At 44.6% G+C, this 13,604-nt stretch carries 12 protein-coding genes; 11 read left to right on the forward strand and 1 reads right to left on the reverse strand.

The annotated features are described in order from the left end of the window. The first annotated feature begins 109 nt into the window (after nt 1-109). Nucleotides 110-751 carry a class I SAM-dependent methyltransferase gene (locus MHH63_RS10195; protein ID WP_076194673.1) on the forward strand — a complete coding sequence of 214 codons (642 nt, stop codon included), beginning with the start codon at nt 110-112 and terminating at the stop codon, nt 749-751. An 84-nt stretch (nt 752-835) separates the two neighbouring features. Here the strand turns inward: MHH63_RS10195 and MHH63_RS10200 are convergent, their stop codons facing one another. Beyond that, nucleotides 836-1,591, reverse strand: coding sequence for a DeoR/GlpR family DNA-binding transcription regulator (locus tag MHH63_RS10200; protein WP_076100077.1), 756 nt, complete (start codon nt 1,589-1,591; stop codon nt 836-838). Between the two features lie 357 nt (nt 1,592-1,948). Here MHH63_RS10200 and MHH63_RS10205 point away from each other — a divergent pair, with 357 nt between their 5' ends. The 10 genes from MHH63_RS10205 to MHH63_RS10250 all read left to right on the forward strand — a co-directional run bounded on the left by MHH63_RS10205 (nt 1,949) and on the right by MHH63_RS10250 (nt 13,435). Continuing rightward, nucleotides 1,949-3,100 carry an iron-containing alcohol dehydrogenase gene (locus MHH63_RS10205; protein ID WP_076128278.1) on the forward strand — a complete coding sequence of 384 codons (1,152 nt, stop codon included), beginning with the start codon at nt 1,949-1,951 and terminating at the stop codon, nt 3,098-3,100. Between the two features lie 27 nt (nt 3,101-3,127). Beyond that, complete coding sequence (gene rhaB / locus MHH63_RS10210; protein WP_076128280.1) at nt 3,128-4,594, forward strand: rhamnulokinase; 1,467 nt, start codon at nt 3,128-3,130, stop codon at nt 4,592-4,594. Between the two features lie 39 nt (nt 4,595-4,633). Then, a complete protein-coding gene (rhaA, locus tag MHH63_RS10215; RefSeq protein WP_076128282.1) occupies nt 4,634-5,890 on the forward strand; it encodes an L-rhamnose isomerase in 1,257 nt (418 codons plus the stop codon). Between the two features lie 43 nt (nt 5,891-5,933). Continuing rightward, nucleotides 5,934-6,779, forward strand: a complete 846-nt coding sequence (gene rhaD / locus MHH63_RS10220; protein WP_076128284.1) for a rhamnulose-1-phosphate aldolase — start codon at nt 5,934-5,936, stop codon at nt 6,777-6,779. A 148-nt stretch (nt 6,780-6,927) separates the two neighbouring features. Then, on the forward strand, nt 6,928-8,022 hold the full coding sequence (locus tag MHH63_RS10225) for an NADH:flavin oxidoreductase (protein ID WP_076128286.1): 1,095 nt from the start codon (nt 6,928-6,930) through the stop codon (nt 8,020-8,022). A 273-nt stretch (nt 8,023-8,295) separates the two neighbouring features. Then, entirely contained in the window at nt 8,296-9,882 is a 1,587-nt protein-coding gene (miaB, locus tag MHH63_RS10230) for a tRNA (N6-isopentenyl adenosine(37)-C2)-methylthiotransferase MiaB (protein WP_038571650.1), read from the forward strand. A 25-nt stretch (nt 9,883-9,907) separates the two neighbouring features. Then, nucleotides 9,908-10,357, forward strand: coding sequence for a RicAFT regulatory complex protein RicA family protein (locus MHH63_RS10235; RefSeq protein WP_076128288.1), 450 nt, complete (start codon nt 9,908-9,910; stop codon nt 10,355-10,357). Nucleotides 10,358-10,598: 241 nt separating this feature from the next. Beyond that, entirely contained in the window at nt 10,599-11,369 is a 771-nt protein-coding gene (locus MHH63_RS10240; protein WP_036688055.1) for an NUDIX domain-containing protein, read from the forward strand. 29 nt (nt 11,370-11,398) lie between these two features. Further along, nucleotides 11,399-11,938: a cysteine hydrolase family protein gene (locus tag MHH63_RS10245; protein ID WP_076280041.1), complete on the forward strand. Its 540-nt coding sequence runs from the start codon at nt 11,399-11,401 to the stop codon at nt 11,936-11,938. A gap of 45 nt (nt 11,939-11,983) precedes the next feature. After that, entirely contained in the window at nt 11,984-13,435 is a 1,452-nt protein-coding gene (locus MHH63_RS10250; RefSeq protein ID WP_076128292.1) for a nicotinate phosphoribosyltransferase, read from the forward strand. Nucleotides 13,436-13,604: the final 169 nt, after the last annotated feature.

Below are 13,604 nucleotides of genomic sequence, written 5' to 3' on the forward strand. Positions count from 1 at the left end.
TTTATTTTAAGGGGAATAGATAATGGGAAGTATAGATGGAGTACGAATTTAATGCAGTTTACATATTTTAGGGGTAGAAGGGTAAGTTAGGAAGCAAGGGGGAGATTTCATGCAAAGTGGAATTCGTGAGCGACTTCATTTTCTAAATAAATTTCTGCATGCGCCCCGACAATATGGTAGTGTAACTCCCAGTTCACATTGGCTGGCCCAGACGTTGCTTGATCCAGTGCCTTGGAACCAAGTGCATTCTATGGCTGAGTTGGGTGCGGGGACTGGTGCAATCACAAGGTTTATTCCGCGTGGAGAAAAGACCGGTATGAATGTTCTTCTATTTGAAATAGATCCTGATTTTCGCAGTCAGTTAAGAGAGGAATTCCCCGGATGTTTCTGCAACAACGATTGTCTCCGGCTGCGTCTTGCGCTTCATAACAGCAGTCTGGAGAAGCTGGATTGTATCGTGAGTAGTTTGTCTTTGATGAATTTCTCGAAGCCAGACCGCACTAGGTTTATGGAACAGATCATTTCTTCTTTAAAAGAAGGAGGGTGGTTTATAACCTATGAATATTTTCCGCGGATGAAAACAGAGTTGAGCCAGCATTTTGAGATCCTACACACGAAGTGGGTACTGCTGAATTTTCCACCAGCGCTTATATATATTTGCAGGAAAAAAACTACAACGCAAGTGCAACGCGAAAATCCCAAATCAACAGTCAACGTAGTCCCAATCTCTCAGGTTTATACAAAAAGATAATCATCTCCATACAACAAATGCCGTCACCCATTACTCATTGGGGAACGGCATTTTTAAATGGGCTGCGAAGGCGTTTGAGCCCGATTAATAGAGAAGCTCAATATTCTCTTTGTTCAGGCGCTTCAACCAAACCTCAGAAGGCTGGCGGTCTGTGATCAAAAAGTCGATTTGGCCAAGCTCGATCAGCTTCGTAAAGGCGGTCTTATCGAATTTGGTGTGATCGGCCAGGAGTATGACCTTGTTAGCTTGACGTAGCATATATTTCTTGAGCTCACACTCCGGTTCATTAGAATCTGTGATGCCTCGCTCCATATCTATTCCTTTACAACTGATAACCGCAGTGTCCACATTGTATCTTTGAATGGTGTCATGTGCTACAGGACCAACGAGTGACATGGATCGGTAACGTAAAGAACCTCCGGTAGAGATGATATCCATCCCAGAATTCGAGAACTCATGCAAAATATTAATCGAGTTCGTAATAATGGTCAGATTGTTTTTATTGCCAAGCAGTTTTAGAAACTCAAAGGCTGTGGAGCTAGGATCCACCATTAACGTATCTCCATCATTGATTAAATCTAGCGCCTTAAGAGCGATTCCCCGTTTGATATCTGTATTCAGCGCATTGCGTGTAACAAAAGGCAAATCCTCGTTCGTGTGACGATTCAGCATGGCCCCGCCATAGGTTCGGCTTAGAATGCCATCCTTCTCCAGCTTCTCCAAGTCTCTGCGTATCGTCTCTTCTGTAACTTCAAACATCCGGCTTAGATCAGAGACTAATACTCGTTTATCCTGATGAACAAGATCAATTATTTTTTTGCGTCTTTCAGCTGCAAGCATAGGGATCACCTTTCCGAAATCTTTATATTCCTTAATCATAGCTCCAAATATCTGTGTTTTGCAATAAAATCAACGTAAAATCATGTTTGTTTTCCAATAATATTCACAAAACGGATATAAAACAAATAAAAACAACATAAATAATATTTAAAATGTTGACAACAAAGATTTGCGGGCATACGATGAAGGAGAAAAGAAGTCCTGTAGTGGTAATTAGATTTGAAAGATACCAGAGCCGGCCCAGTTGCGATTCAGAGGCCAGCCTGAGGCGCTGCAGCCGGAATACTACGCTCTAGCTTGCAGAGTTGTGTGTAAAACTTTGGTGTTGATAAATTAACTTTAGGAGGCTGGTCAAGCATGAGCACGCATGTGTATTATGTTCCATCGATCAATATTATGGGCAAGGGATGCTTGCAGGAGATTGGTCCATACATCCAAGAGCTTAAATTAAAAAAGGCGCTTGTTGTTACGGACAAATTCCTTATAAAAAGTGGCATTGCTGGTAAATTGCTGACGGTATTGGACGAAGCGGGGATTGAATATGCCATCTATGATGAAGTGAAACCCAATCCGACCTGTAAAAATGTCCACGATGGCGTTGATTATCTCAAAGCGCAGAATTGTGATTATCTGATTTCCATTGGCGGTGGATCACCACAGGATACTGCCAAAGCCATTGGTATCATTGCCACAAATGGCGGTCATATCAAAGAATATGAAGGTGTACACAAGTCTAAGCATAAATCACTGCCGATTGTCGCCGTGAATACCACTGCTGGTACTTCGGCTGAAGTGACCATTAACTATGTAATCACAGACGAAGAACGCAAAGTGAAGATGGTTATGGTAGATAAGAACAGCCTTGCGACGATTTCAGTCAACGATCCTGAGCTTATGGTTGATAAACCCGCTGCACTTACCGCGGCTACGGGTATGGATGCATTGACTCATGCGATTGAAGCGCTGGTGACGCCGGGAGCATATCCGGTAACCGATGCTACGGCACTAGCCGCAGTGGAACTTATTTTTGCTAACCTGGCTCGTACTGTGAAGAATGGCCATGATATCGAAGCGCGTGAACAGATGGTATACGCGATATTCCTTGGCGGATTGGCTTTCAATAATGCGGGGCTTGGTTATGTGCATGCGATGGCGCATCAGCTGGGCGGCGTATACGATCTGCCGCACGGCGTATGTAACGCGATGCTGCTGCCTTTTGTGGAAGAAGAAAATGCCAAATATGTGCCTGAGAAATTCAGATCCATTGCTAAAGCGATTGGACTTAATGTAGAGAACCAAACGGATAAACAATGCGCAGATTTCGTAATTGAGTCGATCAAGGCGTTGTCTAAAGAAGTAGGGATTCCAGCCAAATTATCCGAGCTTGGTGTAGAAGAAGTAGATCTTGATCTTCTGGCTGAAAATTCGATGAAGGATGCTTGTGCACCAGGGAACCCTTTTATTCCTACTAAAGAACAAGTTATTATACTGTTCAAAAAAATATTATAAATCACCCCTCATCATAGGAGATTGTTTATGAATAATCACATCGCGGTTGACATCGGTGCCTCAAGTGGGCGGCTGGTGCGCGGAATATTGCAAGAAGGTATTCTTTCCTTAGAAGAGCTTCATCGCTTTAGCAATAGCTTTACGGAACAAGAGGGTTCCTGTTTCTGGGACATTGATTATTTAGTAGAGCAGATTATGATCGGGCTTCGGAAGGCTAAAACCGATGGAATTACTACCTGTACGCTCGGTATTGATACATGGGGTGTAGATTATGTGCTGGTAGATGCGGACGGGAATCGTGTTCAGGAAGTATACGCCTACCGGGACCGCAGAACGGATCTGGCTGTGGATCAGGTGGCACAGCAGCTTTCACCACAAACCGTCTATGAAAAGACAGGAATCCAGCAGTTATCCATCAATACCTTGAATCAGTTATATGTTCATAAAGAAGAAGAGCTAGCGCAAGCGGATCAGATTTTACTTGTACCAGATTATCTATATTACCGACTGACTGGCCGCAAAATCAACGAGGTTACGATTGCATCTACAACACAGCTGTTGAATCTGGAAAGCCGGGATTTTGACGATGACCTATTAGAATTTTTGAATATCAGGAAAGATCAATTTGCAAAATTAACTGAGCCTGGTGTAGTGGTTGGTCCTCTTGACGAAGCTTTAATCCAACAATATGACCTGCCTGAATGCCAGCTGATCTGTGTGGCATCCCATGATACGGCTTCTGCAGTGCTAGGTGCTCCACTTCAAGAAGGCTCAGCTTATATCAGCAGTGGAACTTGGTCTTTACTCGGTGTAGAAAGAACGGAGCCTCTAAATTCTCTAAAAGCCATGCAGGCTAACTACACCAATGAGTGGGGAGCCTACGGAACTTATAGATTCCTCAAAAATGTAATGGGCTTATGGCTTATTCAAGAGGTTCGCAGATTACTGAACAATTGTTATAGTTTTGCGGAGCTTGCAGAGCTTGCAAAGGGAGAAGAGGGGTTTCGCAGCCTGATCCCTTGTAATGCACCAAGGTTTCTTAATCCATCGAACATGATAGAAGAAATCCGCAGTGCCTGTATGGAGAGTGAGCAGCCCGTTCCGGAGACACCTGGACAGTTAGCACGTTGTGTTTTTGACAGCTTGGCGTTATCCTATCTAACTTATTTGGAAGAGTTGGAGGAGCTGACAGAACGTCGGATCGAGGGATTGCAAATTGTCGGCGGGGGGGCGAACAATCGGCTTTTATGCCAACTAACCGCTGACGTTATCGGCAGGGAAGTAAAGGCTGGACCAACGGAAGCGACTGCTCTAGGAAATATAGTAGTACAGATGATTAGCACAGATTCCATTGCAGACATAACTGAGGCAAGAGCTATTATCGAACAATCTTTTGAAATAACATCATACATTCCGCAGCCGATCAAGCATTTTAATAACATTCTAAATCGCTGGAGAAGCCTTCATCTGTCCAAGGTGAATGAGCTTATCTAAGCGAAACAGACGTTGCACTAATTTAGGAGGATAAACAGCATGGATCAGAGCATTATCACTAGTTATAACGAAGCCAAAAAACTATACGCAGCCCACGGTATTGATGTGGATAAAGTGCTGGAGCGACTCGCGCAAATTAAAATTTCCATACATTGCTGGCAGGGTGATGATGTAAAAGGTTTTCTTTTTAAGGAAAAAGAACTAAGCGGGGGCATTGCGGTAACGGGAAGTTATCCGGGCCGAGCGGGTACACCAGATGAACTACGTCAAGATTTAGAAAAGGCGTTGTCTCTTATTCCTGGTAAACATAAGGTTAACCTGCATGCTATTTACGCAGATACAGATGAACCTGTAGATTTGGATGAACTAGAGCCACGACATTTTCAATCCTGGGTGGATTGGGCGAAGGAGCAGGGCTTAGGGCTTGATTTTAACCCTACTTGTTTCTCACATCCGAAAGCAGCCGATGGATTCACTCTCAGTCATTCGGACGCGGAGATTCGGAATTTCTGGATCAGACACTGTAAAGCTTCACGTACGATCGCTGAGCATTTTGGGCGGGAGCTGGGTCAGCCTTGTGTGACGAATTTTTGGATTCCAGACGGATATAAAGATACGCCAGTAGATCGGCTAGCTCCGAGAGTACGTTTAAAAGAGTCGCTGGATGAGATTTTTAGTCAGGAAATAGATCCGCTTTATAATATGGATGCCTTGGAAAGTAAACTGTTTGGAATTGGTTCTGAAAGTTATGTGGTTGGCTCTCATGAATTCTATATGGGTTATGGTTTAACAAATGGAAAAGCGATCTGTTTGGATGCGGGACATTTTCATCCTACAGAAGTGATTTCGAATAAATTATCTTCGATTCTGATGTTCAGTGAGCAGCTGCTGCTGCATGTCAGCAGACCTGTCCGCTGGGACAGTGACCATGTGGTAACAATGGATGATGAGCTGCTGGAAATCGCCCGTGAATTGGTTCGCGGGGATTTACTTCCTCGTACGAATATTGGATTGGATTTCTTTGATGGCAGTATCAATCATCTCGCGGCATGGGTCATTGGCACCCGCAACACTATTAAGGCGTTGCTGCGTGCGATGCTGGAACCAGTGGAAGAACTTAAGCAAATCGAGCGGTCCGGGGATTATACTTCACGTCTTGCTCTGGTAGAAGAGTTCAAATCGTATCCGTTTGGAGCGGTCTGGGATTACTACTGTGCATCACAAGGTACACCGGTGCGTGAGCAATGGCTTACTGAAGTGAAAAATTACGAACAAGACGTTTTGTCTTTAAGATAGAAGTGGATACGGAGAGTAGCAAATACAAAGGAGAGAATAGACTATGAGTACATCCTTGTTAGAATCAAAAGGTTATATTGCCAGCAGTGAAGCTCCATTTATTCAGGAAATGTCAGAGATCACCCGTCATATGTGGGAGCTTGGCTGGGATGAACTGAATGGTGGGAATGTCAGCTATTTACTGGATGAGAATGAGGTGGCTAAGTATATTAATGTACTGGAGCCGTTGCGCACGATCAAACTCACCTTTCCCGTAAAAGAATTAGCAGGCAAGTATTTTATCGTAACAGGTTCGGGCAAATATTTCAGAAATGTGATTAAAGACCCTGAAGCGAATCTGGGTGTGTTAAGGGTTAGCGGCAATGGCGAAAGTGTGGAAGTATTGTGGGGATTGCGGAATGGTGCAGTTCCTACGAGTGAGCTCGCTTCGCATTTTATGAGTCATATTGAACGTCTGAAAGTTGATCCCACACACCGTATCGTGCTGCATACACATGCTACAAATGTTATCGCGATGACCTTCACGCATAATCTGGACGAACTGAAGTTTACCAAAACGTTATGGGAAATGTGCACAGAGTGCCTTGTTGTTTTCCCTGATGGCGTCAGTGTTATTCCGTGGATTGTTCCGGGCAGCAGTGAAATCGGCCGTGAGACTGCCAAAAAAATGAAGGATCACCGTTTAGTCATCTGGCCGCAGCATGGGATTTTTGGCACTGGCTCCACCATGGATGCTACCTTTGGTCTAGTAGAAACGGTTGAAAAGGCTGCGACGATCTACAACTTGATTGGCGGTAGAGAAATCAAACAAAAGATCACAGACCAACAGCTATGGGATTTAGCTAAAGCATTTGGAGTTACACCTAAAGCGGGGATTCTTGAAGTCTAGAGAGTCATTATAATTTGGTGAAACCGGGCAATCGTAGATTCTGCGAGGTCCGGTTTTTGTTGTCTTTTTCTTAAAATTTGCATTTCCCATCTTTTGGGTAGATAATAAGCTTACTTAAAGTAATCAATTAATAAATTGGAGGTAACATATGAATACAGAGCAACTATTTTTACCTTTTCAAGTGGGGAATCTTTCGCTGTCGAACCGATTTGTAATGGCGCCGATGACACGCGCGCAGTCTCCGAAGGGTGTGCCGGGAAGCAATGTTGCCGCTTATTATCGTAGACGTGCAGAGGGTGGAGTGGGATTAATTGTTACTGAGGGTACTGCGATAAATCATCCAGCGGCTGTCAGTCACCAAGATATTCCTAATATACATGAAGAAGCATCTTTAGAAGGCTGGAAGAAGGTTGTGGAAGAGGTTCACGCAGCTGGCGGCAAGATCATCCCGCAGCTTTGGCATGTGGGGATGGCGCGTACAATCGGCGAGTATCCTAACGTTGAAGCCCTTCCTGTAGGCCCTTCGGGTCTGAATTTAGCAGGTGAGCCGGTGACAGAGCCGCTGACCACAGAAGAGGTTGAAAGTTTAGTAACAGCCTTCGCTCAAGCGGCAGCAAATGCCAAAAGCGTTGGCTTTGATGGCATCGAGCTGCATGGCGCTCATGGGTATCTGATAGACCAGTTCTTCTGGGATAGAACGAATGAACGTACCGATCGTTACGGTGGCGATTTGGTAGGAAGAACAACATTCGCTGTCGAGATCATTAAAGCATGCCGTCAAGCGGTTGGACCAGACTTCCCAATCGTGCTGCGCTTTTCCCAGTGGAAGCTGGGGGCGTATGATGAGAAGCTGGCGAAGACTCCAGAAGAACTTGCAAGTTTCCTGGCCCCGCTTAGCGAAGCGGGTGTAGATATCTTTCATTGCTCGACCCGACGCTTCAGTCAACCTGAATTTGCTGGCTCTGATCTTAATTTAGCTGGGTGGACTAAGAAGCTTACCGGGAAGCCGTGTATTACAGTAGGCTCTATTGGCCTGCAAAGCGATTTCTTCGAGGAAGATAAAGCTCAGAAGCCTGAGGATAATATTGATGAGTTAACTGAAAGGTTCGATCGGGAGGAGTTTGATTTGGTTGCAGTGGGCAGAGCGCTTATTAGCGATCCGGCTTGGCCTGCCAAAGTACAAAGTGGAGCGATAGACGAAATCATCCCATTTACTCCTGAAGCGACGAATACGCTTTACTAAAACTAGCAGAATATACAATGACTATTTTTTTAGGTAAGAGGTTGTGTAACTGTTTCAAGAGTAGTGTATCTGCTTATAATAGTAGCATACCCCCCTTAATATGATAGAACTTGACCCTGCCAAACGTTGGCGGGGTATTTTTTTGTCGATATGCAACGCTTCATTACATCATTAATAGACCGGGCACTTCTATGTTAGGCCAGCATTATGTTATAATTTTAAATTAGCGAAGTATAAAAATAATTGTTGAACAATAGAGGACGTGAAAACAGCATGACAAAGGGGAACCATAACTCACCGGACTTAAAATCCGGCAAGGGTTCTAAGGATTATTCGAAATATTTTGATTTTAGTGATGCAAAGGTAATTAGTGAAGAGGAAGGTAAGGTTACTTACCGGATTAAAGGAAGAAATGTGCAAATTAATAGCCAGCCTGACTATAAAGAAGGAAAACGGCGCGGCAAGGAAGAAATAGAAGTGCATTATGATTTCGAGATTCCTGAAGAGATGCAGAATTTCGGAGTGGGCAAATATTATCATATAACGACTTATGGCTGCCAAATGAATGAGCATGACACGGAAACGATGAAGGGCCTATTGGAACAGATGGGCTACCGCAGTGTCGCTGACCGGAATGACGCGGATCTCATTTTGCTGAATACTTGTGCGATTCGGGAGAACGCCGAGGATAAGGTATTTGGAGAGCTAGGACATCTTAAGAACCTGAAGATCGAGAAGCCGGGTCTGTTGTTAGGGGTATGCGGTTGCATGTCCCAAGAGGAAGGCGTAGTCAACCGGATTATGTCAAAGCATGGCTTCGTGGATATGATCTTCGGTACGCATAATATTCACAGGTTGCCACACCTCATTAAAGAAGCGGTATTTAGTAAGGAGCTTGTGGTTGAGGTATGGTCCAAAGAAGGCGACATTATTGAGAACTTGCCGAAGAAGCGGGAAGGCATGCGCGCTTGGGTGAACATTATGTATGGCTGTGATAAGTTCTGCACGTATTGCATCGTACCGTTTACACGCGGTAAAGAACGCAGTCGTCGTCCAGAGGACGTTATCGCTGAGGTGAGAGAGCTTGCGCGCCAAGGCTTCAAGGAAGTAACGCTATTGGGGCAGAACGTAAATGCTTACGGTAAAGATTTTACGGATATTGATTACACCTTCGGTAACCTGATGGATGATATGCGTCTGATTGATATTCCGCGCATTCGCTTCATGACATCGCATCCACGAGATTTTGACGATAAATTGATTGAGGTTTTAGGCAAAGGCGGCAACTTGGTGGAGCATATCCATCTGCCGGTTCAATCGGGAAGTACTGCCGTTCTTAAGAAAATGAGCCGTAAATATACCCGGGAAGCTTATCTGGAATTAGTACGCAAGATTAAGATAAGTGTGCCGAATGCTGTATTAAGTACCGATATTATCGTTGGTTTCCCTGGGGAGACTGATGAGCAATTTGAAGATACCCTATCGCTTGTGCGTGAGGTTGGGTATGATATGGCATATACGTTCATTTATTCTCCACGTGAGGGCACACCAGCAGCGGCGATGGAAGATAATGTACCGATGTCGGTGAAGAGTGAACGTCTGCAAAGATTAAATGATCTCATCAAAGAGAACAGCCGGATCATTAATGACCGGATGCTGGGTGAAGTTGTAGAGGTGCTGGTTGAAGGGGAGAGTAAGAATAACTCCGAAGTCCTTTCCGGCCGTTCCCGCGCTAACAAGCTGGTCCATTTTGAAGGTCCTAAGGAGCTTATCGGCACATTTGTAAACGTGAGAATTACAGATACCAAAACATGGTACATTAAAGGGGATATTGTGGTCGAGGCCGCAGCTGTTCATTAATCACATACGAATGGGGAGATGACTAATGAGTACAGAAGAACAACAGTTGAATAAATATGGAATGAAAACTTATAATACCCGTGATCTGATCGTTCGCGAGGATATTATGGGCAAAGCTAAAGAACTAGCATCATTAATCTCAACCAGTGAAGAGGTACGCCATTTTCAGCAGGCTGAGCAAAAAATTCTTAATCACGAGCGTGTGCAAGGACTGATTGCAACCATTAAGAAAAAACAAAAAGAAATCGTGGCCTTCGAAAGCTTCAATAATAAAGATATGGTCGCCAAAATTGAACGTGAAATTGAAGTGCTGCAAGATGAGATCGACGGTATTCCAGTCGTGAACGAATTTCAGCAAAGCCAGAGCGACATTAATTATTTGCTCCAGCTGGTAATTTCCGTGATTAGAGATACCGTTTCGGAAAAAATAAATGTGGAAGCCGGCACTGAAGCGCCTCCGACCACATGCGGATAACCCACACTCAGTTCAGGGGGCGGATGCAGATCCGTCCCTTTATTTCAATATAAGAGGTAGAAGTAAAGTACATGAACATACATAATCCTTATAATTCAACGACAACGTCGTTTCTCATATAGTCTTTTTGTAGGATAATGTAAAATAATGGAATTCATCTGTTGATTTATGAAGAACATGTTTGGTACATTTAAAGATACGAATAAGTAAAACTACAGCTTCGGAAAAGGATGGGGCAATTATGAGCGACAATGGGGAATTAACCTATAACGCCAAAAAATATCGTACACCGGATGGTGTTCCGGCCGACATTGTAATGTTTACACTGACCAAACGCGAACGGAAGACGGTCACCAAGACGCTGCCTTTACGTGAGTTGAAGGTAATGTTAATTAGACGGAAAAAATGGCCGTGTGCAGGCATGTGGGCTCTACCAGGCGGATTCTGTCAGGAAGATGAGTCTATATATGATGCTGCAACTCGTGAGCTGAAAGAAGAGACTGGTGTCGATGGAGGTCACTTAGAATATCTTGGGGTTTATAGTACACCTGGCCGCGACCCTCGGGGATGGATTATCAGCCATGCCTTTTTCGCTTTAGTAGAAGAGTGGATGCTGGAGCAAAGACAAGCTTCCGACGATGCGGGTGAAGTGGGTTTATTTACGTTACAGGAAGCGTTAGAAGAACTGGAGCTCGCTTTTGACCACCATGAAATCATCAAGGATGCATACGTACGTATCCAACAGCAAATGCTGCAGACAACGATAGCAAGACAGTTTTTGCCTAGACATTTTACGCTAAGTGAGCTTTATCAGGTGATTCAGACAGTAGTGCCGGAATTTAAAGAGCCAAATTTTATTCGTAAAATCACGTCAACACGCAGCCGTCAGGGTATATTAAAAGAAGTGAGAGATGAAGAGGGCAATGCACTCAGCTCCAATCAATACTCACAACGCCCGGCTCAGCTGTATATGTTTACAGATCACGAGCCATTGTTGTCCATTTATACGTAGTGTCTTAAATCAGGGGAGGGACGATTCTCATGAGAGCACTAATAGTAATTGACTTTACCAATGATTTTGTCGATGGGAATTTACCGGTTGGGCAGCCTGCAATCGATATCGAGCCAAGAATCAGCCAATTAACGTCTGAGTTTGTCCAAAATGGCGATTATGTTGTAATGGCTGTGGATTTACATGAAGACAATGATCCTTATCATCCCGAGAGCAAACTGTTTCCACCTCACAATGTACGAGGGACTAGAGGGCGGGAGCTTTATGGAAGTTTGAAAACTGTTTATGAAGCTGACCAGGATTCCATCTATTGGATGGACAAAACTCGATATAGCGCTTTTAGTGGAACTGATCTGGAGCTTAAGCTGCGGGAACGTGGCATTACTGACCTTCATTTGATTGGCGTATGTACAGATATATGTGTTTTGCACACTGCGGTGGATGCATATAACAAAGGTTTTACTATTACTGTGCACGAAGATGCGGTCGCCAGCTTCAACGCGGATGGACATAAATGGGCACTAAATCATTTCCGGGGAAGTTTAGGAGCAGACGTTGTTAAGGCATAATACTATAAAAAACATACAGCAACGTGGATATTAGGAGATGAGGACTTGAAGAGAGAACTTGCGCTACATACAGATAAATATCAGATCAATATGATGTATGCTCACTGGGTGAATGGAAGCCATAAGCGAAAAGCTGTATTTGAAGCTTATTTCCGCAAATTGCCTTTCGGAAACGGCTATGCCGTGTTCGCAGGATTAGAGCGTATCGTGGGGTACATCGGCGGCTTGCGTTTCACCGAAGATGATATCCGTTACTTGTCGGAGCAAGAAGAAAATTACGCTCCTGCTTTTTTGGAAGAATTGCTGCAATTTCATTTTCAGGGCAACGTTTATTCGATGAAAGAAGGGGCGTTGATTTTCCCGGATGAACCACTAATCCGTGTGGAAGGGACGATCATGGAAGCGCAGCTGGTGGAGACCGCTATTCTGAACTTCATGAACTACCAGACGCTGATCGCTACGAAGGCTTCCCGAATCAAGCAGGTAGCTCCGAATGATATTCTGCTGGAGTTTGGTACCCGGCGGGCACAAGAAGCGGATGCGGCGGTCTGGGGCGCTAGAGCGGCCTATATCGGTGGCTTTGATGCAACCTCCAACATGCTGGCAGGTAAAATGTTTGGCATCCCTACCAAAGGTACACATGCTCATTCTTGGGTTCAGAGCTTCAGCAGCGAGCAGGAAGCTTTTGATGCTTATGCTAAGGTGATGCCGGATGAAGTTACACTATTAGTTGATACCTTCGATACGTTGCGCAGTGGTGTGCCGAATGCGATTAGAACTGCCAAAAAGCTTGAAGCTCAAGGTAAAAAGATGATCGGTATCCGTTTAGACAGCGGTGACTTGGCCTATCTATCCCGGCAGGCGCGGAACATGCTGGATGAAGCGGGGCTAGATTATGTGAAGATTGTGGCGTCCAACGATCTGGATGAGAATACAATCATGGATCTGAAGCTGCAAGGTGCAGCCATCGACACATGGGGTGTAGGCACACAATTGATTACGGCTTCGGATCAACCCTCTTTGGGTGGAGTTTATAAGCTGGTAGAAATTGAGTCCGCAACTGGAGAAATGGTACCGACAATCAAGATTTCTTCTAACCCTGAAAAAGTATCCACACCAGGCAGCAAAGACGTATTCCGGATTATCGGGAAAAATGGCAAAGCGTTAGCAGATTATATCTGCTTCCCGGAAGAGGAAGCTCCACGTAACGGCGGTCGGGTGAAGCTGTTTAATCCGCTGCATCCATACATGCACAAGTATGTGGAGCGTTATGAAGCGCTGCCTATGCTTGAGCCGATTTACGTGAACGGCTTCCAGGTCTATACTTTGCCGGATCTGAATGAAGTTCGCCGTTACCATCGGGAGCAGAAGGATCTGTTCTGGCCGGAATATCTGCGTAAGCTCAATCCAGAGGTGTACCGGGTGAATCTGAGTGAGAAGGTCTGGACCAGCAAGCAGCAATTGATCGCGGAGCATATTCAGCCGGAGATTGAGTAGGTTTTGTAGTTTCGATGGAAAGAAGCACGGGAAGATTAGATTCCCGTGCTTTTTTGCGTTTGGGTGAAGCTTGCGTTTGTTAACTTCGAACGCCGTGAGTTTATTTTCTGAAAGTATATAAGACAGCTTGTCTGCGTATATCTGTTTTGGCTTTTGTTGCATTTTGTGC

The sequence above is a fragment of the Paenibacillus sp. FSL H3-0310 genome (genome assembly GCF_038002785.1).
Lineage (GTDB): Bacteria > Bacillota > Bacilli > Paenibacillales > Paenibacillaceae > Paenibacillus_AQ > Paenibacillus_AQ odorifer.

Coding starts and splice junctions, on each gene's coding strand:
- MHH63_RS10195 (WP_076194673.1), top strand. CDS start 110: ATGCAAAGTGGAATTCGTGAGCGACTTCATTTTCTAAATAAATTTCTG.
- MHH63_RS10205 (WP_076128278.1), top strand. CDS start 1,949: ATGAGCACGCATGTGTATTATGTTCCATCGATCAATATTATGGGCAAG.
- MHH63_RS10245 (WP_076280041.1), top strand. CDS start 11,399: ATGAGAGCACTAATAGTAATTGACTTTACCAATGATTTTGTCGATGGG.
- MHH63_RS10240 (WP_036688055.1), top strand. CDS start 10,599: ATGAGCGACAATGGGGAATTAACCTATAACGCCAAAAAATATCGTACA.
- miaB (WP_038571650.1), top strand. CDS start 8,296: ATGACAAAGGGGAACCATAACTCACCGGACTTAAAATCCGGCAAGGGT.
- rhaD (WP_076128284.1), top strand. CDS start 5,934: ATGAGTACATCCTTGTTAGAATCAAAAGGTTATATTGCCAGCAGTGAA.
- rhaB (WP_076128280.1), top strand. CDS start 3,128: ATGAATAATCACATCGCGGTTGACATCGGTGCCTCAAGTGGGCGGCTG.
- rhaA (WP_076128282.1), top strand. CDS start 4,634: ATGGATCAGAGCATTATCACTAGTTATAACGAAGCCAAAAAACTATAC.
- MHH63_RS10225 (WP_076128286.1), top strand. CDS start 6,928: ATGAATACAGAGCAACTATTTTTACCTTTTCAAGTGGGGAATCTTTCG.
- MHH63_RS10235 (WP_076128288.1), top strand. CDS start 9,908: ATGAGTACAGAAGAACAACAGTTGAATAAATATGGAATGAAAACTTAT.
- MHH63_RS10200 (WP_076100077.1), bottom strand. CDS start 1,591: ATGCTTGCAGCTGAAAGACGCAAAAAAATAATTGATCTTGTTCATCAG.